This window comes from Bacillus sp. SRL543, from assembly GCF_984799205.1.
Genome location: NZ_OZ481794.1, coordinates 2,322,905 through 2,344,481 on the forward strand (window position 1 = coordinate 2,322,905; position 21,577 = coordinate 2,344,481).

Annotated in this window: 18 protein-coding genes; 12 read left to right on the forward strand and 6 right to left on the reverse strand. The window is 46.0% G+C overall.

Features of this window, described 5'->3' with window-relative positions:
- Window positions 1–70: 70 nt before the first annotated feature.
- From parE to AC4E8B_RS11685, 5 genes are all read left to right on the forward strand, one after another.
- Entirely contained in the window at window positions 71–2,050 is a 1,980-nt protein-coding gene (gene parE, locus AC4E8B_RS11665; protein ID WP_490219160.1) for a DNA topoisomerase IV subunit B, read from the forward strand.
- Entirely contained in the window at window positions 2,047–4,482 is a 2,436-nt protein-coding gene (gene parC / locus AC4E8B_RS11670; RefSeq protein ID WP_490219162.1) for a DNA topoisomerase IV subunit A, read from the forward strand. Before parE ends, parC begins: the two co-directional genes overlap by 4 nt.
- A gap of 257 nt (window positions 4,483–4,739) precedes the next feature.
- Window positions 4,740–6,185 (forward strand): alanine/glycine:cation symporter family protein, encoded by a 1,446-nt coding sequence (locus AC4E8B_RS11675; protein WP_490219163.1) that lies wholly within the window; start codon window positions 4,740–4,742, stop codon window positions 6,183–6,185.
- A 291-nt stretch (window positions 6,186–6,476) separates the two neighbouring features.
- Window positions 6,477–7,247, forward strand: a complete 771-nt coding sequence (locus AC4E8B_RS11680) for a hypothetical protein (protein WP_490219165.1) — start codon at window positions 6,477–6,479, stop codon at window positions 7,245–7,247.
- Window positions 7,248–7,324: 77 nt separating this feature from the next.
- Complete coding sequence (locus AC4E8B_RS11685; protein ID WP_490219166.1) at window positions 7,325–7,801, forward strand: staygreen family protein; 477 nt, start codon at window positions 7,325–7,327, stop codon at window positions 7,799–7,801.
- Between the two features lie 557 nt (window positions 7,802–8,358).
- On the opposite strand, the gene AC4E8B_RS11690 is transcribed toward AC4E8B_RS11685, so the two are convergent.
- On the reverse strand, window positions 8,359–8,730 hold the full coding sequence (locus AC4E8B_RS11690) for an rRNA methyltransferase (protein ID WP_490219168.1): 372 nt from the start codon (window positions 8,728–8,730) through the stop codon (window positions 8,359–8,361).
- 222 nt (window positions 8,731–8,952) lie between these two features.
- On the opposite strand from AC4E8B_RS11690, the gene AC4E8B_RS11695 reads away from it, so the two are divergent.
- Complete coding sequence (locus tag AC4E8B_RS11695) at window positions 8,953–9,420, forward strand: nucleoside deaminase (protein WP_490219170.1); 468 nt, start codon at window positions 8,953–8,955, stop codon at window positions 9,418–9,420.
- Window positions 9,421–9,548: 128 nt separating this feature from the next.
- Here the strand turns inward: AC4E8B_RS11695 and AC4E8B_RS11700 are convergent, their stop codons facing one another.
- Both AC4E8B_RS11700 and htpG read right to left on the reverse strand, forming a co-directional pair.
- On the reverse strand, window positions 9,549–10,439 hold the full coding sequence (locus AC4E8B_RS11700; RefSeq protein ID WP_490219172.1) for a vanadium-dependent haloperoxidase: 891 nt from the start codon (window positions 10,437–10,439) through the stop codon (window positions 9,549–9,551).
- 152 nt (window positions 10,440–10,591) lie between these two features.
- Window positions 10,592–12,469, reverse strand: coding sequence for a molecular chaperone HtpG (gene htpG, locus AC4E8B_RS11705; RefSeq protein ID WP_490219174.1), 1,878 nt, complete (start codon window positions 12,467–12,469; stop codon window positions 10,592–10,594).
- A gap of 246 nt (window positions 12,470–12,715) precedes the next feature.
- Here htpG and AC4E8B_RS11710 point away from each other — a divergent pair, with 246 nt between their 5' ends.
- The 6 genes from AC4E8B_RS11710 (at window position 12,716) to AC4E8B_RS11735 (ending at window position 18,009) form a co-directional block, all read left to right on the forward strand.
- Complete coding sequence (locus tag AC4E8B_RS11710) at window positions 12,716–13,711, forward strand: glycosyltransferase (RefSeq protein ID WP_490219176.1); 996 nt, start codon at window positions 12,716–12,718, stop codon at window positions 13,709–13,711.
- A 46-nt stretch (window positions 13,712–13,757) separates the two neighbouring features.
- Complete coding sequence (selD, locus tag AC4E8B_RS11715) at window positions 13,758–14,807, forward strand: selenide, water dikinase SelD (RefSeq protein WP_490219178.1); 1,050 nt, start codon at window positions 13,758–13,760, stop codon at window positions 14,805–14,807.
- Window positions 14,808–14,922: 115 nt separating this feature from the next.
- Complete coding sequence (gene phnD / locus AC4E8B_RS11720; RefSeq protein ID WP_490219180.1) at window positions 14,923–15,825, forward strand: phosphate/phosphite/phosphonate ABC transporter substrate-binding protein; 903 nt, start codon at window positions 14,923–14,925, stop codon at window positions 15,823–15,825.
- 11 nt (window positions 15,826–15,836) lie between these two features.
- Entirely contained in the window at window positions 15,837–16,592 is a 756-nt protein-coding gene (gene phnE, locus AC4E8B_RS11725; RefSeq protein ID WP_490219181.1) for a phosphonate ABC transporter, permease protein PhnE, read from the forward strand.
- A 15-nt stretch (window positions 16,593–16,607) separates the two neighbouring features.
- Window positions 16,608–17,360 (forward strand): phosphonate ABC transporter ATP-binding protein, encoded by a 753-nt coding sequence (gene phnC, locus AC4E8B_RS11730; RefSeq protein WP_490219183.1) that lies wholly within the window; start codon window positions 16,608–16,610, stop codon window positions 17,358–17,360.
- Window positions 17,361–17,397: 37 nt separating this feature from the next.
- A complete protein-coding gene (locus AC4E8B_RS11735) occupies window positions 17,398–18,009 on the forward strand; it encodes a polysaccharide deacetylase family protein (protein ID WP_490219185.1) in 612 nt (203 codons plus the stop codon).
- A gap of 61 nt (window positions 18,010–18,070) precedes the next feature.
- Here the strand turns inward: AC4E8B_RS11735 and AC4E8B_RS11740 are convergent, their stop codons facing one another.
- The 3 genes from AC4E8B_RS11740 to AC4E8B_RS11750 form a co-directional block, all read right to left on the reverse strand.
- The gene (locus tag AC4E8B_RS11740; protein WP_490219186.1) at window positions 18,071–18,586 is read right to left on the reverse strand and encodes an NUDIX hydrolase; all 516 of its coding nucleotides are present in this window, start codon (window positions 18,584–18,586) and stop codon (window positions 18,071–18,073) included.
- 98 nt (window positions 18,587–18,684) lie between these two features.
- Window positions 18,685–19,731 carry a tRNA 2-selenouridine(34) synthase MnmH gene (gene mnmH / locus AC4E8B_RS11745; RefSeq protein ID WP_490219188.1) on the reverse strand — a complete coding sequence of 349 codons (1,047 nt, stop codon included), beginning with the start codon at window positions 19,729–19,731 and terminating at the stop codon, window positions 18,685–18,687.
- 217 nt (window positions 19,732–19,948) lie between these two features.
- Entirely contained in the window at window positions 19,949–21,373 is a 1,425-nt protein-coding gene (locus AC4E8B_RS11750) for an FAD-binding domain-containing protein (RefSeq protein ID WP_490219189.1), read from the reverse strand.
- Between the last annotated feature and the right edge of the window lie 204 nt (window positions 21,374–21,577).

Genomic DNA, 21,577 nt, shown 5'->3' on the forward strand with positions numbered 1-21,577 from the left:
TTATAGTGATGTTCGACAACATAGATACAAAAGCAAGACGGTTGTGTGCAGCAATGAAAGGGGTATGTTTGTGGCAACAAATCAGCAGGCATTTGATTATAATGATGATGCCATACAAGTACTTGAAGGGCTTGAAGCAGTTAGAAAACGCCCTGGGATGTACATTGGAAGCACAGATGCGAGAGGATTGCACCATCTCGTATATGAAATAGTAGATAACTCGGTGGATGAAGCGCTGGCAGGCTATGGAGACCATATTATTGTCAAAATACATAAAGATAACTCCATCAGCGTTCAGGATAAAGGCAGGGGCATGCCAACAGGGATGCACAAGCTCGGCAAACCGACACCTGAAATTATATTGACCGTGCTCCATGCAGGAGGCAAGTTCGGCCAGGGAGGGTATAAGACGAGCGGAGGGCTCCATGGGGTCGGCGCCTCAGTCGTGAACGCGCTCTCAGAATGGCTCGTCGTCAAAATCCGGAGAAATGGGTTCGTATATGAGCAGCGTTTCGAGAATGGCGGCAAGCCGGCCACTACACTTGAGAAGGTCGGAAAAACAAATCAGTCGGGAACAGTGATTCATTTTAAGCCTGATCCGGCGATCTTTTCAGCGACTGTTTATAACTACGAGACGCTTTGCGAACGCCTCCGGGAGTCCGCATTCCTGATGAAAGGCATGAAAATCGAACTTATTGATGAAAGGAACGATGCCCGTGACCTGTTCCATTTCGAAACAGGCATCGAAGCTTTTGTTGCTTATCTGAACGAAGAGAAAGATGTTCTGCATCCTGTGGTCAGCTTTGAAGGAGAGCATAATCAGATTGAAGCTGATTTTGCTTTTCAATTTAATGACGGATACTCTGAGAACGTACTTTCTTTTGTCAACAATGTCCGTACTAAGGACGGCGGAACACACGAAGCCGGTAGCAAAACAGCTATGACAAGGGTCTTCAATGAGTACGCACGCAAAGTCGGACTGCTGAAGGAAAAAGATAAAAATCTCGACGGTTCGGATATCAGGGAAGGCTTTTCTGCGATCATCTCTGTGCGGGTTCCGGAAGAGCTCCTTCAATTCGAAGGGCAGACAAAAGGAAAGCTTGGAACAAGTGAAGCGCGTTCTGCCGTTGATGCAGTCGTGAGTGAGCACCTCTCGTATTTCCTTGAAGAGAACCCGAATATAAGCTCCCTGCTCATTAAAAAAGCCATCAAAGCATACCAGGCCAGGGAAGCGGCGCGGAAGGCACGGGAAGAAGCGCGGGGCGGAAAGAAGAGGAAGCGCTCTGAAGCGGTCCTTTCCGGAAAGCTGACGCCGGCGCAGTCGCGCAATCCCCTGAAAAATGAATTGTACCTTGTTGAGGGAGATTCAGCGGGAGGCTCTGCCAAACAGGGACGCGACAGGCGCTTCCAGGCGGTGCTGCCGCTCAGGGGTAAAGTCATCAATACAGAAAAAGCCAAGCTCCAGGACATTTTTAAAAATGAGGAGATCAACACGATCATCCATGCCATCGGCGCCGGGGTAGGAGCGGATTTCAATGTTGAAGATGTCAACTATGAGAAAGTTGTCATCATGACTGATGCCGATACGGACGGCGCCCATATCCAGGTGCTGCTCCTTACGTTCTTTTACAAGTATATGAAGCCGCTGATTGAAGCCGGCAAGGTATTCATTGCCCTGCCGCCACTGTACAAAGTGAGCAAAGGGATAGGGAAAAAGGAAAAGATCGAATACGCATGGAGCGATGATGAACTGCAGGGTGCCATGAAAAAGATCGGAAAAGGCTATATGATCCAGCGATATAAGGGGCTGGGGGAAATGAATGCCGATCAGCTGTGGGAAACGACCATGGATCCGGAATCAAGGACACTGATCAGGGTCAGGATCGATGATGCGGCAAGAGCAGAAAGAAGGGTTACGACCTTGATGGGCGATAAGGTCGAGCCGAGAAGAAAGTGGATTGAAACAAACGTTGCCTTCGGTCTTGAAGAAGACGGCAGCATCCTTGAAAATGAAAACATCTCGGTTGCAGAGGAGGAGTCTGATCTATGAGTTCTGCAGAAAAATTCCGGGATCTTCCCCTCGAGGATGTTCTCGGCGACCGATTTGGGCGTTACAGCAAATATATCATCCAGGACAGGGCGCTCCCCGATGTCAGGGACGGACTTAAGCCTGTGCAGCGGCGCATCCTGTATGCGATGCATGTAGAAGGCAATACAAATGAAAAAGGCTTCCGGAAATCTGCCAAGACGGTAGGGAATGTTATAGGCAATTATCATCCTCACGGTGATTCTTCTGTATATGATGCAATGGTGCGGATGAGCCAGGACTGGAAGGTAAGGAATTACCTGGTCGAGATGCACGGCAATAATGGAAGCATTGACGGGGACCCTCCTGCAGCAATGCGTTATACAGAAGCAAGGCTGTCGGCGATTTCCTCGGAATTACTGCGTGATATCGAAAAGCATACAGTCGACTTTATCCCGAACTTTGATGATACTTCAAGTGAACCGACAGTCCTGCCGGCTATGTTCCCGAACCTGCTTGTCAATGGTTCAACGGGAATCTCAGCCGGTTATGCGACAGAAATCCCCCCTCATCATCTCGGGGAGATCATTGATGGCGTCATTTTGCGCATGGATAATCCGGACTGTACGGTCGATGACCTTATGCAGGTGATCAAAGGGCCGGATTTCCCTACCGGCGGAACCATCCAGGGGGCAGACGGCATCAAGAAGGCCTATGAGACCGGGAAAGGCAAAATCATCATCCGCGGGAAAACCGAGGTTGAAGATATGCGCGGCGGCAGGCAGCAGATTGTCATCACCGAGATTCCATTTGAAGTAAATAAAGCAAATCTGGTCAAGAAGATCGATGAGCTGAAGATGGACAGGAAGGTTGAAGGCATCAGCGAAGTCAGGGACGAAACGGACCGGACAGGGCTGAGGGTCGTCATCGAGCTTAAAAAAGATGCAGATGCAGCGGGAGTCTTGAACTATCTTTATAAAAATACGGATCTTCAAATCCCTTATAACTTCAACATGGTTGCAATTTCAAACCGACATCCAAAGCTTCTTGGACTGCGTGAAATGCTTGATGCCTATATCGGCCATCAGAAGGAAGTTATCACACGCAGGTCCCAGTATGAGCTGAAAAAGGCGCAGGACCGCCAGCATATCGTGGAAGGCCTTATGAAGGCTCTATCTATACTGGACGAAGTCATTGCCGCAATCCGGGCTTCAAAGGACAAACGCGATGCGAAGGATAACCTCATCAGCCAGTTCGGGTTCACAGAGCCGCAGGCAGAAGCGATTGTATCTCTCCAGCTGTACCGATTGACGAATACAGATATAACCGCACTGCAGGCAGAAGCTGAGGAGCTTGCTGCGAAGATAGCAGAGCTGCTTTCCATCCTTCAAAGCGAGAAAAAGCTTCTGAGTGTGATTAAAAAGGATCTTAAAGATGTTAAGAAAAGATTTGCTGATGATCGGCGGTCTGTCATCGAAGCAGAGATTGAAGAAATTAAAATCAATCTTGAAGTGCTGATCGCAAGCGAAGATGTCATCGTCACGGTTACAAACGAAGGCTATGTCAAAAGGACAAGCCAGCGCTCTTATGCCGCATCGAACGGCCAGGACTTCGGTATGAAGGATTCAGACAGGCTCATGTCTAAGCTTGATATGAATACAACAGATGTCCTGCTTGTCTTTACGGACAAAGGCAGCTATATGTATCTGCCTGTCCATGAACTCCCGGATATCCGCTGGAAGGATCTAGGACAGCATGTCGCAAATCTTGTGCCGATAGACAGGGACGAGTCGATCATCGGCGCCATCCCGGTGAAAGATTTTGAGACTGATGCCTTTTTGATGTTTATCACGAAGAATGGCATGGTGAAGAAATCGGAGCTGAAAAATTATAAGGCCCAAAGGTATTCAAAGCCGCTTGTGGCCGTTAATTTGAAAAATGATGATATTGTGACAGATGTCTTCCTCACTGACGGCAAGCAGGATCTGATGATTGCAACGTCACTTGGCTATGCCCTCTGGTTCCCTGAAGAGGAAGTCAGTGCAGTTGGTGCACGTGCTGCCGGTGTGAAAGGCATTAATCTGAAGGACGGCGATTATGTTGTGAGCGGCAAGCTTGTCAGCAGTGTCAAAGAGGAAGCGGTTGTCATTGCAACCCAGCGCGGAGCCATAAAGAAAATGAAGCTTGCGGAGTTTGAAAGGACTTCCCGGGCCAAGCGCGGACTCGTTATGCTGCGGGAACTAAAAGCAAGTCCGCACAGAGTGGTCGGCATGGTGCTGGCAAAGAGCCATGACCGGATTTTTATCGAATCAGAAAAAGGAATCATTGAGCAAACGGCAGCATCTGACCTCCGCTTTAATGACCGCTATTCAAATGGATCGTTCATCATTGACGAATCTGAAAGCGGAAAAGCGAAAAAGATGTGGAAAGAAGCGGCTGATCCAGCTGCTGAGTGACGAAAAGCCCCTGTTTAGCAGCAGGGGCTTTTTGTTATGGAAAATAGCTGAAGAGGCTTAGCGGAAATGAAAGCAGGCAAAAAGACCTGTTTTGCCGGTTTACTATTAGGGTATAAGGATTACGTTTACATAAAACAGACTGTCAGCATTGATGTGAAAGCATTTTCAGCTTGTCCGCCAGCTAAAGTTCTGATAGATTTAATAAAGTTACTATTTTAAAATAACTAATTGTTGGCAGTCAGTTAAGGGGGAAACGAATGGAGACTTTTGTAAGCGTGTTCCAGGAATATGTAGGCCTGGTAAATGATTTTGTATGGACTTATATTTTGATAGCCGGTTTGATTGCACTGGGATTGTATTTCAGCTTCAGAACCAAATTTGTGCAGCTGAGATACTTTGGGGAAATGTTCAGGATCCTTGGCGATAAATCCATGGTTTCTGCTGAAGGCAAGAGGGGAATCTCGTCATTCCAGGCGTTTAGCATCAGTGCTGCCTCGCGTATTGGCACAGGCAATATGGCCGGCGTCGCTACGGCGATTGCAGGGGGAGGCCCGGGGGCGGTATTCTGGATGTGGCTCATCGCCTTTCTTGGAGGGGCTTCCAGCTTTGTTGAAAGCACTCTTGCCCAGATTTATAAAGTTAAAGATAAAGACGGATTCCGCGGGGGTCCGGCCTACTATATGGAGAGAGGCTTAAACAAACGCTGGATGGGGATAGTATTCGCGGTTATCATTACCTTCTGTTTCGGACTGGTATTCAACTCTGTCCAGTCCAATACCATCTCACTTGCATTTAATCAGTCCTTTGGGATCGGCAGACTGTGGATCGGCATCGTGCTGGCAATCTTTACGGCTGTCATCATCTTTGGAGGGGTCAAGCGGATTGCCCATGTATCACAGGTGATTGTACCGGTCATGGCTGTTCTCTACCTGATCCTTGCTATTGTCATACTGGTTATGAATGTGACTGAAATACCTGCTATGTTCAGCTTGATTATTGAAAGTGCATTCGGCTTCAGGGAAGCAGCCGGGGGTGCCATGGGTGCTGCCGTCATGATGGGGATCAAGCGGGGGCTCTTCTCCAATGAAGCCGGTATGGGGAGTGCGCCGAATGCTGCGGCCACAGCAGCAGTTACACATCCGGCGAAGCAGGGTCTTATCCAGACCCTTGGCGTATTTGTTGATACCATCCTGATTTGTTCAGCAACAGCCTTCATAATCCTTCTCTCAGGCGACTATGCGGGAACAGACCTGACAGGAATCGAACTCACCCAAACTGCCCTGGCAACGCATATCGGCCCGTGGGCAAGCTATTTTGTGGCAGTGGCGATCCTTCTGTTCGCATTCAGTTCTGTCATAGGCAACTACTATTACGGTGAAACGAATATTGAATTCATTAAAGAAAGCAAGCCTGCTCTCTTTATCTACCGGCTGGCTGTGATCGGTATGGTCATTTTCGGCGCAGCAGTCGACCTTGAAGTTGTCTGGGGACTTGCAGACCTGTTCATGGGCATCATGGCCATCATCAACCTGATAGCCATTACAATGCTTGGCAGAATAGCATTTGCTGCACTGAAAGATTACAAAAATCAGCGCAGGGAAGGAAAAGATCCTGTCTTTTATTCTGACAGCATACCTGGATTGAAAGGCATAGAATACTGGGAGTCTAAAGAAGAAGCTCTAAAGAAGAAAAAAGTAAACTAATATAAAATGGCTTCCCTAAGCAGGGAGGCCATTTTTGTACAGCCGGAAATTAATTTTGCAGATTAGAGGTGAAACTGGCGCCTGACCTGCTTTTTAAAAGATTCAGCAAAGAGCGGAACGGAAGGCACGAATCTCTTTTTGAAAGCAGGAGTATTTTCTTCGTGCGGTGCAGACTCGATTTAGTTGATTCAAGGTCTTGAGGGAAAGCAGCTGGAAAGCTTTGAATCGGTACATATATTTCCCATATCTGGACATAATACGAATAAAAATTGTTCGGAAAGGGCGGTTTTTATGAGAAGGGAACTTTTGTTCGCATTTGCGGCGTTTTTCTTTATGTCAGTTTCAGCCATTACAGGAGCTTATGCAGTTGAAGAAGCTGACAAGGCAGAAACTGTTGTTAAAAAGAAAGAAGATATAACCGGTGATGGAAAAAAGGATACGGTCTATATAAAAGCCATTCCATATGAGGAGGGAGCCTCTTTTTTAAAGGATGTATATGTGATCATCGAAGCATCGAACGGCCAGACGTACCGGGAGAATTTAGAAGGGGGATATGAGCCTTCCGTTAAGTTTATCGACCTTAACCATGACGGTGTAAAAGATTTATTTGCTTCTGTAGCCACCGGGGGCAGCGGCGGGCTCTCCAACTATTATCTGTATAGCTTAAAAGACTTCAAATTAGAGGACTTAAAGGTGCCTGAACCATTGATGATTGACAGTGAATTTATGGATGGCTATAAAGCTTCTGTAACCATTCCTGCAACTGGACAGTCTTATACTTTTGATTTAACAGAGAGAAAGGAAGACTACGAACGATTGGGGCTCTATCATAACGGCAAATTGAATGAGCCTGCAGAGCTGATGGTCAATCCGTTTGGCACGCTCATCCCGATCATGCTTGATGGAGGAAAAAATGGCCTGAAAGGCGTACAGCGCATCAGCGGGGCATATAACGCTGATACAATAGCATTTGCTGAATCAACATGGGTATATGATAATGGCAGCTGGAAAACACTTGATACCAAGCTATACGAAACAGGGAGGGGGCATAAAAAGAGATAGGCCTTTGTCACACTTATGAGACTAACTTCATATGCTATAGCAAGAATAACTTCTTTCCGAAGGGAGAGCAGCTTGCTATGAGTCAATTTAATCCTCAGAAACTGAGCGTCCGGCATCTGGCTCCGGCAACAGAGCAGAAGCCTGTTGACGGCAGGAAATACACGCTTACACATTCAGATGAGACCAGTGAACTGTTTCTTAGCATAGGTTGCGTTTATGATTACAGCTCCGTCAATAAAAATTTCAGGGATGAAGTTCTGGCTGAGTGGCTGCCGCAGATGGGGCAATATGTTCTTAAGGCAGCAGTATATGTGAGCGGGGGAGAGTTTGACGAAGAAACTTCGAAGATGCGCTTTATGATTTTTCAGCGGGAAATGGATTTAGCGCTCAAGGCAATCATGTACGGAGACAGAAGCTTTTTTATCAGCTATCCATGGCTGCTGGATTCACCGATATACGTGCAGTTTGATTCTATATTTCCGCAATTCAGCAAGATGATTTATTATGGCACGCCTAGACAGTATTTAAATAGCGTCCAGCAGCCGGTTATATGAAAAGAGACGTGAAAGCAAGTCCCGGGAATAAACTGGGGCTTGTTTTGCTTTGTTGGTGATGAGCATGGGAGCAAGTGGAATATAAAATTATTATGTTAACTAGTTATCTTTTTAGAAGCAGGGGCATTTCAGAGCAAATGTACCATTAAATTGAGTTAATAAGTCAATAATAGGGATTGATCTGTAAAAGTATATCCAATCAATCAAAAACAGTTGTAAACCAGCTATAAACCAGCCGTAAGTATATTGAATGATGCTAGCATGATTGCAGGTATACTGAAAACCGGCAGCAGGCAGAAAAAGATTGTGATATTCAATAAATGAGCATTATAATGAATTTTTTAAAAAAGTTTATAAAAAGAGGCTCAAACATAAAAAATGATTGCTGCTCAAGTAAGAATAAACAAAATCACTCAAAATCCTAAAAATTTCGATTCCGTCTCACTATCTTAAGTATACTTAACTATTGAGACTAGAGATTTATCTGTTTACACGACTTCCTATAATATATATTATGTTCGGGGCGTAGTTTTAAAAAACAGGACAGCACCAGCTGCCTACTCTATCCGGTGCTTATAGCCGCTGTCTTTTGCCGAATCAGCATCTATGTAGCCTGCGCTGTATTCTATAACGTCGTTTATAAATACATCGTGTTTTTTGGCGAATGATTTAATTTGTTCAATCAGGCTGCTGTCATATGTAGTTTTGTACTGGACTCTGTCTTTGGGGCGATTTTTCTTATTGAATTCTATATAATCCTGCTCCAGCACTTTTTTCAGTCCTGTTTCAAGTAAATAATTCACATGTGTATCATATTCGTATGCCAGATCATTCAATCTTTCAATCAAAGCTTTGCTGATATTTGTCCTGAACTTAACCCTTGATTCATCTGTTAATTGAATTAGTTTGCCGTCAACTTTTTTCCACATAAAATCACCTTTCCGCTTAGATTTCCTCTATATAATAATCATTATATCATTTTCTGTTTTTTACATATGGAACATATGTTCTTGTGGGGTGAATTGCTCACTTTGGCAGCAGTTAACAGCCGCCTTTTCAAAGTTTTGTCAGATTACCTTCCAAACCGCATGCTTTTTTACCCAAAATCTCCAATAATAGATAAAATACCATAGATTGGAGTGATTCTGTTCATGAATCTTTATTTTATGGAAAATGCAGTAGAAGCTGCCCTTGAGAATGCTGCTGCCCATCTGGGAGGTCCTTTTGGGGCGGTTGTGGTAAAAGACGGCAAGGTGATCGGCACAGGTGCCAACCGGGTCACTTCGCTGTATGATCCCACTGCCCACGCTGAAATACAGGCAATCCGCGCTGCCTGCCTGCACCTCCAGGATTTCCAGCTGATCGACTGTGAGATCTATACCAGCTGTGAGCCCTGCCCAATGTGCTTTGGAGCGATATACTGGGCGCGTCCGAAAGCAGTATATTTTGCCTGTACGAAAGAGGATGCAGCCACTGCTGGTTTTGATGATCAATTTATATATGAACAGCTCTCCCTCCCGCTTGAACGGCGCAGCATTGCTATGGTGCAAGTAAAAATGGATGAAGCATTAATGCCATTCAAAATGTGGGAAAAATCTTTTTCTAAGATCATGTATTAGGGATCGTATTCCAATTAAAGCAGATGACTAACTTGAAGAGCTTTTTAAAACGCAGGAATTGATATTCAAAACGAAAAGCCGGAATATTAATATCCAGCTTTCGGCGTATGTGAAACTAAGACAAAGTTTTAGAATTTCAAGTATGGTTTAGCAGCTTCAGTATTCTGTTTCACTCTAACATCATCATCCCTTGTGAGCGAGCGGCATCTTTCATTAAAATTAAACGGAATGGCCTGCAGGTAATCCTCTGAAAGTATGCCAGCGTTCCGGTACTTCCGGCCTGAAAAATCAGGGGAACCTCCCCGCTCGTCCGACTGGCTTTTCAGGTGGCTGATAATCACACTTCCAATATGTCTGCCAAGCCTCAGCCCTTCATCATTATCTGAGGGGAAATGGACTCCTGCGTATAGCCGGCTAAGAGCATCTTCTTTAGCTATCCTTTTAATCTTCCCTGCTTCTTTCGGGAAAAAATAGGTCAGCATGACTTCTGCACAGCCTGATACTACTGCGTGTCCCGAAGGATAGGCAGGAAATCTCGGGGTGCACAGCAATGTTGCAAGCGTCTGATCATACTGATTAGGTCTTGCTGCATCCCAAAGGTATTTTAAATGCCAGGTAACCACCATGCTGTCATTTATAGCACCATGCACAACAGCAAGAATCCTTGCCGCTTCGGTTGGCCCTACACTATACGTATCGATCAGCTTGTCAATGACTGGTGTCCATTGCTTTGTCGGAACTCCTGTACCATAATAAATGCCGATTTTCTTCTGCTGCGGAGACAAGTTGTTCAATGTCCGCTGAACGATTATTAATTCACGATAAAAATCAATATGGTGAGGATCTTTAATCGGCAAAACGATTCTCTTGTGATCTGGATCAAGAAAATGGCCATCGCTGTCCCGTTTTAAAAAGATCAGCGGCCAGGATCCGGCATATGGCGTAACACCATCAGATGGCGGAATTCTTTCTCCCGCATAAGGCTGCTCAGACCAGCGCAAATAATTTTCTTCCATCATTTCACCTCCTTGCCTGATGTAACAGCTTATGAAATCAAAGTGATATGTGGATAGGCATCTTCACTCATTTAAGAGCGGATTCAAAAAAAAAAAAAGACGAACTTCATGGACTATGAAAGTTCGTCTTTTTCATTACTGTGCAGGATTGAATATCATTTCATAACCTTGCAAATATCATTCGTAAACTCCACTGGATCACTGATTGGCAAACCTTCGATCAGCAGAGCCTGGTTGTATAATAGACTGGTGTATAAAGCAAGCTTCTCTTTGTCATTTGCGAACGCATTCTGCAGTGAAGCAAAGACCTCATGATTGGGATTGATTTCCAGGATTTTCTCCGCTTTTACATTCTGGCTGTCCGGCATGCTGTTAAGAATCTTCTCCATTTCGATGGTCAGATCCCCTTCTGCTGCCAGGCAGACCGGATGGCTTTTCAGCCTCTTGGAAGCACGGACTTCCTTAACCTTTCCTGCAAGCAGTTCCTTCATGTTTGTAAACATTTCTTCATATGACTTCTCGTTTTCGCCGCTCTTGTCATCCTCATCAGTTTCAATACCCAGATCAGAGCTGGACACAGACTTGAATTCCTTCTCTTTATAGTTCATCAGCATCTTGATGGCAAATTCATCGATATCTTCGGTAAAGTACAGAATTTCGTAACCTTTGTCAGCAACAAGCTCTGTCTGCGGAAGCTTTTCAATCCGGCTGACAGATTCCCCGGCAGCATAATAAATATACTTTTGGTCCTCAGGCATTCCTGCGATATATTCATCAAGCGTTACGAGCTTGTTTTCCTTTGATGAATGGAACATCAGCAGATCCTGCAGCATTTCCTTGTTGCTGCCAAAGTCGCTGTATACCCCGTATTTCAGCTGTCTGCCGAAAGACTCGTAGAATGCTTCATATTTTTCCCGATCATTCTTCAGCATGGACTGCAATTCGCTTTTGATCTTTTTGCCGAGATTCTTTGCAATCAGCTTCAGCTGGCGGTCCTGCTGAAGGATTTCGCGCGAGATATTCAGGGACAGATCTTCTGAATCAACAATTCCTTTCACAAAGCTGAAATAATCAGGAAGCAGCTCGGCGCATTTGTTCATGATCAGCACGCCATTTGAATACAGCTCAAGCCCCTTTTCGTATTCTTTGGAATAATAATCGAACGGGATCTTTTCCGGGATAAAGAGCACGGCATGATAGCGGATGGTGCCGTCGACATTGATGTGAATGGACTTCAGCGGCTTATCAAAACCGAAATGCTTTTCTGCATAAAACTTTTCGTAGTCATCTTCTGTCAGCTCGCTTTTATTTTTCCGCCAGATCGGCACCATGCTGTTGATGGTTTCTTCTTTCGTGTATTCCTCAAATTCCCCTTCTTCCCCGTCCTTTGGCCTCCTGCCGGATACATCCATCAGGATCGGATAGCGGATGAAGTCAGAATACTTCTTAATGATGTTCTTAAGTGAATACTCATCTAAAAACTCATCGTAATTTTCTTCTTCGGTATTTTCCTTTATCTTCAGGATGATCTCTGTTCCTGTCTCTTCCTTGACGGCAGGCTCGATTGAGAAGCCTTCCGCTCCCTCTGATTCCCACTTGTATGCTTCTGTGCTTCCTTGGGCCCTGCTGATGACTGTAACAGAATCTGCAGCCATGAAGGCCGCATAAAAGCCAACCCCGAATTGGCCGATGATATCATAGCCGTCTTTAAGCTCTGTGTTGGTTTTGAAGTTCAATGACCCGCTTTTGGCGATAACGCCCAGATTGTCTTCTAGTTCTTCCTTTGTCATCCCGATGCCGGTATCTTTGATCCGAAGGGTCCGTGATTCTTTGTCAGCTGTTATTTTTATGTAATAGTTTTCTTTATTGAAGCTGATCGAATCATCTGTCAGCGCCTTGTAATACAGCTTGTCAATGGCATCGCTGCTGTTTGAGATCAGTTCTCTTATAAATACTTCCTTTTTGGAATAGATGGAATGAATCATCATCTCCAGTAATCTTTTGGACTCAGCTTTGAATTGCTGCTTTACCATTTTATTTATCCCTCCTGCTTATGATGAAGTTTCTTTAGCACTCATTGAAGCAGAGTGCTGATTTTTTAATATCATATAACCTTTTGTTCTGTCAACTCTCCCTTAAATAAGTGTGCAATTCTCTTGATTTCAAGAGGTATTCCGGTATAATTTTGATGGTATGTAAATACTACTGATTGTGCCTGCTCAAACGGCAGGCGGCTGTCAGTTTTTTCACCAGAGAATCGGCATATAAGGAGTGACTGGATGAAGGTTATATTGGCTTCTCCCAATTTCCATCAGGAACGCGGAAATACTATCACCGTTAAAAGGATATCTGACGGCCTCCGAAGATTAGGAACAGATACGGAGATCGTTTCTTCAACAGAAAGCCCGGCGCTGCCGCTTCCCCAGGGAGATATCGTCCATGGGTTTCACGCCTACCGCTTTTTTCTTTATAAGGAAAAGCTGGGTGTACCGATAGATTGCTATATTATCACGATGACTGGCACAGATCTTCATCAGGATCTCTTCGATCATGAGAGGCGGCAGGACATAATCAGGACGCTTCAGGAAGCTAAAGCCATTACGGTGTTTAACGAGCAGGCTAAGTCACTGCTTACTGCAGAAGTGCCGGGCGCTGCATCAAAAATCTATGTCATCCCCCAAGGAAGAAGTCTGTTTGAACAGTCGGAGCCTGTTTTTGAAAAAGAGGAAAATACGCTTGTTTTTCTTCTTCCCGCTGGAATCAGGAAAATTAAAAAGGTACCTTTTGCGATTAGGGCGTTGAAAAAACTTCATGATAGGTTTCCGCAAATCCGTCTTGTCATCTCTGGACCTGTCATTGAAGAAGAAGAAGGATCATATGTGAAAAAGCTGGCGTCACAGGAAGATTGGATATACTATATCGGCCAGATTCCACACAGCAGGATGGGAAGCCTTTATGAATGTGCAGATGCCCTACTGAACACGTCTATTTCCGAGGGACAGCCGGCAGCCATCATAGAAGCAATGGATTACGGGTTGCCTGTATTAGTTTCAGCCAATGAAGGAAACATAAGTCTTGTAAAGCACGGGATCACTGGGTTTGTTTATCAGAATGAAGTCGAATTTCTTGCTTATGCCGAGCGCTTGATCAATAATTACGAGATAAGAAAAAAACTTGGAGCTGCTGCTAAAAATTATATAGCAGAACACCACTCAAATATTTCTGAGGCCGAGAGCATGCTGAAGATTTACAATCAGGTGCTTGGCCGCTCCTGAACACCTTGCTTGGGACAGCCCTTGTTTAACGAAAGGAGAGGAAATCATGTCCAGAGAAGAAGTTATCAAATTGACTTCACTATCCACTAAAGGCGGCTGAGGCTGCAAAATTGGTCCTGAGGACCTGGCGCAGGTTCTGCGCCATTTGCCCAAAGCTGTACCTGATCCAAATCTGCTTGTCGGGCTTGATACTTCTGATGATGCAGGAGTTTACAAAATCAGCGAGGATATTGCTTTAGTGCAGACCCTCGACTTTTTCACCCCGATTGTTGACGATCCTTATATGTTCGGCCAGATTGCAGCTGCAAACTCACTTAGCGATGTTTATGCAATGGGCGGAAAGCCAATCACCGTTATGAATATTGTCGGCTTCCCGATCAGCACCCTTGATAAAAGCATATTGGCTGACATCCTGGCTGGAGCATCTGATAAGGTCATGGAATCAGGGGCTGCCCTTGTCGGAGGACACTCGATTGATGACCAGGAGCCCAAATTCGGACTCTCAGTCACAGGTGTAGTCCATCCGGATAAAATCAGGGCCAATGCCGGCGCTAAGCCTGGCGACCGTTTGATTTTGACCAAGCCGATCGGTGTCGGCATCCTTACGACAGCGATTAAGCGGGATCTGCTCGATAAAGATGATATTGATCTTGTTATGAACGTGATGGCTGCACTTAATAAAGATGCCGCAGAAGCAATGGATAGCTTCCAGGTCAACGCATGTACTGATGTGACGGGCTTCGGCCTCCTCGGCCATGCGATCGAGCTTGCTGAAGGAAGCAATGCCGGTGTGACCATCAACAGCGGAAGCGTACCGGTCCTCCCAAGGACCCGCGAGCTTGCTGAACAGAATATCATCCCAGGCGGTTCAAGGAAGAACCACAAATGGCTGTCAGGGCGGATTGAATACAGCCCTGATATTGATGAAACAACCCAGCTGATCCTGTGTGATGCCATCACATCGGGCGGGCTGCTGATTTCTGTGCCTGAGGCGGAAGCCGAAGCACTGCAAAAGGCCCTTGAAGAAAGAAATGTAACTTCTGCTATCATCGGCGAAGTAACAGATCAATCTCCCGGGAAGATTAAAGTATTGTAAAAGGACTCGATTAGAGTCCTTTTTTAAGGGGTAATGGATGTCAGGCAGACTTGCTTCGAGTTTATGCTGCCTCTCTGCCCATCCCCCCCAATTATATTAATGAGGTGTTTTAATAATGAAAAAATGGCTAATGACTGCAGCTGCCTTTACGCTGATCATGATCCTTGCCGCTTGCGGTTCAGAGGAAGGCACAGAACAAAAAGAAAACAGCACTAATAAAGAAGAAGCTTTCACGATCGGTGTTATTCCGGTGCAAACGGAAGGCTCAATGGAAACTGCAATGGACAAACTCCAGTCTATCCTTGAAAAAGAATTGGACCGTAATGTCGATGTTGAGGTGTATCCGGATTATAACGGCGTAGTTGAAGCGATGAACTACGATAAAATCGATATGGCCTATTTCGGACCGCTTACATATGTGGTTGCCCACGAAAAAAGCGGCGCAGAAGCAATCATCACACAGCTGATAGATGGAGAGCCTTTCTACCATTCTTATATCATCACCCATAAAGACAGCCCTTATAACAACATGGAAGACCTTGTAGCGGCGGCAGGAGAAATCGATTTTGCCTTTGGCGACATCAATTCAACTTCCGGTTCCCTTATCCCTTCCATCGAGCTGCAGGATCAGGGTGTTTATACTTCTGAGGATGAAAGCAAATTCAAAACAGTAAGATTTACAGGTTCACATGACGCCACAGCACTTGCTGTGCAAAACAAGCAGGTGGATGCCGGGGCGATTGACAGCGCCATCTACAATCAGCTTGTAGATTCCGGGAAAATTGATGGAGAGCAGTTCAAAACAATCTGGGAATCCGAGAAACTGTTCCAGTACCCTTGGGCAGTCCATAAAGATACAGACAAAGAAACAATAGAGAAGCTCCAGGAAACATTCCTGGCGATCGATGATAAAGAAGTGCTTGATGCGTTTGGCGCTACAGGTTTTACCAAGGCTTCCAATGAAGATTATGAAAGCATCAGGGCAGCGGCTGTCAAACAGGGAATCATTAACGAATAGAGCTGATTATTGTGTGGTTTAAACAGCGTAGTATTTTTACTGTTCTTCTGCTGGCACTGGCGGTATACGCCAGTGCCCGTCTGACAGAATTCGATCTTGCCAAATTCCGCGATTTCCGGAATATGATCGATTTTTTATCGCAATGGTTTCCGATGGATTTCTCGCTCCTGCCCCGTATGCTGCAGGATAGCATGGAAACATTGGCGATGGCATTTTTGGGAAGCTTCCTCGGCCTGCTTGCGGCAATGCCGCTCAGTTTCCTGGCTGCCAGGAATACTTCCCCATCGAAAACAGTTTATCATGTAACAAGGCTCTGCCTCAGTTTCGTCCGGTCTGTACCGGAAATCGTATTTGGACTGATTCTTCTTACAGCCTTGGGCCTTGGGCCTTTCCCTGCTGTACTGGCCATTCTGTTCCATAATGCAGGTGTGCTCGGAAAGCTGGTATCAGAACTGATTGAGTCTTCAGAGCGCGGCCCCCAGGAAGCCATGAGGGCAGTCGGCGCCAAAAGCTGGTTTGCTTCCCTGTTCAGTATTCTGCCGCAAATTTGGCCGAATGTGCTGTCCCAGTTTTTTTACCGATTCGAGGTGGCGATCCGGACCTCTCTTATTCTCGGCTTTATCGGCGGAGGCGGAATAGGCCAGAGATTATTCAATGATTTCAAGACCTTCCACTATTCGGCCGTTTCGCTCGATGTACTGATCATTATGGTCATTGTCGTGATCGTCGATCTTTTTGGAAGCTTTGTCAGAAATAAAGTGATTTAAAGGAGGCTGGGCTTTTTGATCAAGCTGGAGAATGTAACCGTACGTTATCCGAAGGCTGCCGCCCCTGCCCTGCAGAATGTCAGTCTTGAGCTGAATCAGGGTGAATTCATCTGCATACTTGGCAGAAGCGGTGCTGGAAAATCTACGCTTATCCGCTGCATGAATGGACTCCAGAAGCCGAGCGCTGGCGAAGTGTACTTCCATGGCAAGGCAATATCCGGCAAATCGGCTGAGGAAGAGCGGCTTGTGCGGCGGGAAATGGGGATGATCTTTCAGCATTATAATCTCATCCCCCGTCTGACAGTCATGCAAAATGTCCTGACGGGCATGTTCGGCTACAGAAGCACATTCAAAAACCTGATTGGCGCTTTTTCTAAAAAAGAAATAGGCCGTGCCCGCAGTGTGATGGAAGATGTCGGCCTTAGTGAATTTGCCGGAAGGAAAGTCGAACAGCTTAGCGGCGGACAGAAGCAGCGCGTCGGCATAGCAAGAGCCCTGCTGCAGTCCCCAAAGGTGTTCCTTGGAGACGAGCCGGTGGCAAGCCTTGATCCCGGGACATCTGAGAGGATATTCTCCCTTCTTCTTTCCCTTCACAAGGAGCATGATCTTCTGACTGTCATCAATGTCCATGATGTTTCCCTTGCAAAGCGCTATGCAACCCGCATCCTTGCCTTGAAGGATGGGCGCCTCATATTTGACGGGAATCCGGAAGAATTCACGGATGAGTTATATAAACAGACCTATGGGGCTGAAGTGATTCCGGTCTGATGCAGGAAGGAGAATATTCATGACAAAAAGTCCTTGAGTGGTTGATGAGACAAGGGTCGTGTACGACCCAGCAGATACCGGAGTAATGACAAAAGTACAGACAGGTGAAAGCCCATCAGTTGTATTAACCTTTGATGACGGACCGGGCAGGCACTTACATTCCATATTGGACACCCTGGCCATGGAAAATGCAGAAGCCTCTTTTTTCTGGCAGACGCGGCTTCTGTATCCTGAAAGGCCATGGAAAAGAGTGCTTGATGAAGGGCATATCATTGGAACCCATTCCTCCCGCCATAAAAACCTGGCTGCTCTTCCGCATGAGGAGCAATACAGGGACCTGGCGGCAAGCAAGGAGAAGATCCACCGTGTTACCGGAAAGGCGCCTGTATACTTCCGGCCGCCATTCGGCCAGTTCAATGAAGCTACCCTCCTGGCGGCAGAGGAACTCGGGTTGACTCCCGTCATGTGGCGGATCGCATCACTGGATTGGGAACTTAAAGAAAACCCGGAGAAAATCATTTGCAATGTCACTGATAACCTGGAAGATGGAGCAATCATCCTGCTGCATGAACTCAAGCAGACAGCTGAAATCCTGCCGGAGCTTTTAAAGGAAATCAAGCAAAAAGGATACAGCTTTGCCTCCCTCTAGCCAGTAAGAATCAAAAGTAAAGCACCCGGAGTTCATCTATGCTCCGGGCGCTTTTTTGCTTTCAGTGCTTTATTAGCAGCATCCTCAACTCTCCGAGGACGATATTTTCCCTTTTTAGCCATATATGGTTTTTGATTTTTCCGATGGCTTTTTTATTTGCTTCTATCGCTTTCTCAATGGCCACCCATTCAGGCATGAATCCCAGCTCTGCTTCATATGTATCCAATTGCTGCCCAGCAGGGGCATGGTCTGTTAATTCACACATAAAGTAATGAGAATTCATTTGAAAAATAAAGCTGTCATCATATTCATCAATGCGCCTTTCGACAACTTCCCCGGCCATTCCTTTAACCCTGCAGGTTGTGTAGCCTGTTTCCTCTGCGGTTTCCCTGATAAGGGCTTCAGTAAAGGTTTCTCCTTCCTCTACACCTCCTCCTGGAAATTTAAAGCCGCCAGTATTTGTCTGAAGCAGAAGGATCTTGTCATTTTGTATGATGATTGCCCTGACCGCTTCCCGTATTTTGATTGGCCTGTCTATGCTTGTTTCAGATAAGCCTAAAAGCTTATGAAAAGCCAAACATACCGACCCCTTATTTTCTTGATAGGATAATTTTACCATTATCAGCAAAAATAAAAAGAGCTGCATGACAACATGCAGCCCTTCTTTATACAGCTTTATTGCGCAACCGGCGACTGGGATAGGACATATTCTTCTATCTTTTGTGCGGCATCCCCGATATTTGCGGCTTTAATGGTAACAATCCTGTCTTCAGGATACATCTTAGCCGTATGTGTATAACGGGGATCATAATAATATTCAAGAAGCAGTGCAACCGCTGGCCCATACTCTTCATCAATGAGATTTTGTTCTATTTCGGCAGCAATCGGTGTGTGGATCCTGTTTTTAATATGGCTGAACGCATTGAAGCATGCTTCAGGATGATCCCACGGCTTGTAATCCTCCAGGATATGGCGCACCCTTTCTTCCATCGGCATCTCAATGAACAGCTGAATCCCCTGTTCTTTTTTTTCAATGATGGATTCAGGGAGCACTACCTTCCCGACCCTTTTGCTTTCAGCTTCAAAAAAGACAAAAGGAGCATCCTGCACCTCAAGCACCTTTCTCAGCAGCCTGCTATCGAACATTTTCTGATTGCTCGGTTCAAGGCCGATATGGCCAAAAATGGAGCCGCGGTGCCTCGCAAGGCCCTCCAGGTCGATTACGCTATAATCCTTTTCTGCCAGCTTCTCGAGAATGGCGGTTTTACCTGAGCCCGTATAGCCGTTCAAGACGAATGCTTTTGGCTTCAGCTTGATATGTTCAAGCGTTTCGATGACCCAGCGGCGATGAGCTCTTACTCCTCCCTCGAGCCGGTATGTGCGTATGCCCATCAGATCAAGAAGTGTGGCTGAGGTTCTGCTCCTCATCCCGCCTCTCCAGCAGAATACGGCTTTGTCGCCTTCGGCTTCATTAAATTCCCGGATGAAATCCGGAAGCTTGGCCGAAACAATCTCAAGGCCGCGCTCTTTCGCAGCCTCAACACTCACCTGCTTATACAGAGTGCCAATCTCGGCCCGCTCTTCGTCATTGAACAAGGGAATGTTGATGCTTCCCGGTATCGTGCTATCTCTATATTCAGAAGGAGATCTTACATCTACAAGCACAAGCTTTCGTTTCTCCTTCAGTTCTAAAAGTTTTTCAATTCCTACATCCTGGAACAATTTTTATTCCGCCTTTCCTGCTGTTGCATTCTAAGCTTATCTTCACTGCTGTCACATAGAAAAGCTGATCACTCGCGTGGGAGGATCAGCTGGAAGAACATCTCTTCAACTGAGGGACTTTCTCGGATGAACATCCTGCCCTTTACCCATTATAAAACATTTCGGGGCTAAAAGCATTTTTTCAGATTTTTCCCTGGCCATTGTCAGGTTTTCGGTGTTAATCCAAATCCCAGGTAAGCTGTTCTTCACTTCCGGGAGCAGCTGTTTCACTTTTGAAAATGTCTTTAGGTTTCTGGTCTTTCTTCTGGCTGGATAAATGCCTTTTTGCGTACTTGATTGCTTTCCGGACATCACAGATGGGTGCCGGGTATCCAAGCTGGAAAAATCCAGGGTAAAGCCAGGGTTCGTGTATATATGCCGCATCAACTTCCTTCAGCTCTGGAACATAGCGGCGGATAAAGCTTCCATCGGCATCAAGCTCTTTTCCCCATTTGACCGGATCGATGATTTTGACGGTTTTTGAGCCGATCTTACCAGCAAGCATGCCCATTTCTTTCGTGTGAACAGCAGGCTCGTGGTCAAGGAACAAAAGGGCGAGCTCAAGTGCAGCCTTCTCCCAATCTAATAAAAGTATATGGCAGGCAAAGCCTGCCAGCATCCTTCTGCTGCTGTAATTGAGCCATCCTGTTTTGAGCAGGCAGCGCATACTCGCATCGACTGAAGGGATCCCGGTGTTTCCGGTCCGCCATTTTTCATAGAGATCTTCATCATCGGTTATTGGCAGGTTATGGCCGGCTGCTTTTACTTGCGGTTCTCTTTCATGCCACTGCAATGCCTCGCTCCTTTCAAGCAGCTTTGATTGAAAGAGATCCAGCTGCTGTCTCTCAGCATCTGAACAATCTTTGGCCTTCTCTGCAGCTTGCTGATAAGCCAGCCGCGCTGAAAGATTTCCAAATGCCAGATAAGGGGAAAGCCTGCTTGAAGAGAAAGAAGAAGCCAGCGGTTTTTGATAATTTTTTTCATAATTGGCGAGCTGTTCTTTCAGGAAAAAGTCCAGCGTCTCGATTGCCCTTTTTTCCCCGCCATTCTGCCCGAACCTGATGGGCTCACCTTTCACTTTTATGGCCAGCGCCTTCTGGATAGAGAGATTAATAAAATCAGGCACTTTTTCTGGCACACGGACTGCAGCAGGAGTGCCTGTCATCTCATCGAGCATGGATTGATGCCAGAGTTTTCTGAAGGCACTCTTGCTTTTGGGTGTATTCAAGAGGCCGGGAGGAAGGGAAGGATAGAAAGGCAGCCCGTGCGCCTCCATCCATTCCGCTGCCAGGATATCACTTGGGGAATCATATTCTTCATGGAAGTACAGGCTGAATTCCCCGTACTTTTTTAATAGCTCTTCAAGTATATCGACAGGACTTCCCTGGGCGGCAAATAACCTGCCACCAAGCAGTCTCAGGCCCTCATCAAGCTGCTCCAGCCCCTCTTCAGCAAACTGGATCTGCCGCTTCGATAATTCCTTACCGCATGCAGGCGGCTCTGCAATATATAAAGGGATGACCTCCTCCGCTGAAGCACATGCCTCTGCAAGCGGCCGATGGTCATGGATCCTCAAATCTTTCCTGAACCATACAATATTCATAGAAAATCACTCCGAACTAGTATAGCGTCTACATCTATTATACTGAAAGAAGAAAGAAAAAGCTGGGTAAAAGAAAAGCGCAGGACGCTTGCCCAGCCCCGGCAGAATAAGACGCTTCAGGATAGAAGGCGTTCTTTGCCTTCAATCCTGAAGTGGCTTATGACTCGAGGGGCTAGCGTCCGGAGCTGGACAAGTAGAAAAGCG

Coding starts and splice junctions, on each gene's coding strand:
- parC (WP_490219162.1), top strand. CDS start 2,047: ATGAGTTCTGCAGAAAAATTCCGGGATCTTCCCCTCGAGGATGTTCTC.
- AC4E8B_RS11675 (WP_490219163.1), top strand. CDS start 4,740: ATGGAGACTTTTGTAAGCGTGTTCCAGGAATATGTAGGCCTGGTAAAT.
- AC4E8B_RS11680 (WP_490219165.1), top strand. CDS start 6,477: ATGAGAAGGGAACTTTTGTTCGCATTTGCGGCGTTTTTCTTTATGTCA.
- AC4E8B_RS11685 (WP_490219166.1), top strand. CDS start 7,325: ATGAGTCAATTTAATCCTCAGAAACTGAGCGTCCGGCATCTGGCTCCG.
- AC4E8B_RS11690 (WP_490219168.1), bottom strand. CDS start 8,730: ATGTGGAAAAAAGTTGACGGCAAACTAATTCAATTAACAGATGAATCA.
- AC4E8B_RS11695 (WP_490219170.1), top strand. CDS start 8,953: ATGAATCTTTATTTTATGGAAAATGCAGTAGAAGCTGCCCTTGAGAAT.
- AC4E8B_RS11700 (WP_490219172.1), bottom strand. CDS start 10,439: ATGATGGAAGAAAATTATTTGCGCTGGTCTGAGCAGCCTTATGCGGGA.
- htpG (WP_490219174.1), bottom strand. CDS start 12,469: ATGGTAAAGCAGCAATTCAAAGCTGAGTCCAAAAGATTACTGGAGATG.
- AC4E8B_RS11710 (WP_490219176.1), top strand. CDS start 12,716: ATGAAGGTTATATTGGCTTCTCCCAATTTCCATCAGGAACGCGGAAAT.
- phnD (WP_490219180.1), top strand. CDS start 14,923: ATGAAAAAATGGCTAATGACTGCAGCTGCCTTTACGCTGATCATGATC.
- AC4E8B_RS11750 (WP_490219189.1), bottom strand. CDS start 21,373: ATGAATATTGTATGGTTCAGGAAAGATTTGAGGATCCATGACCATCGG.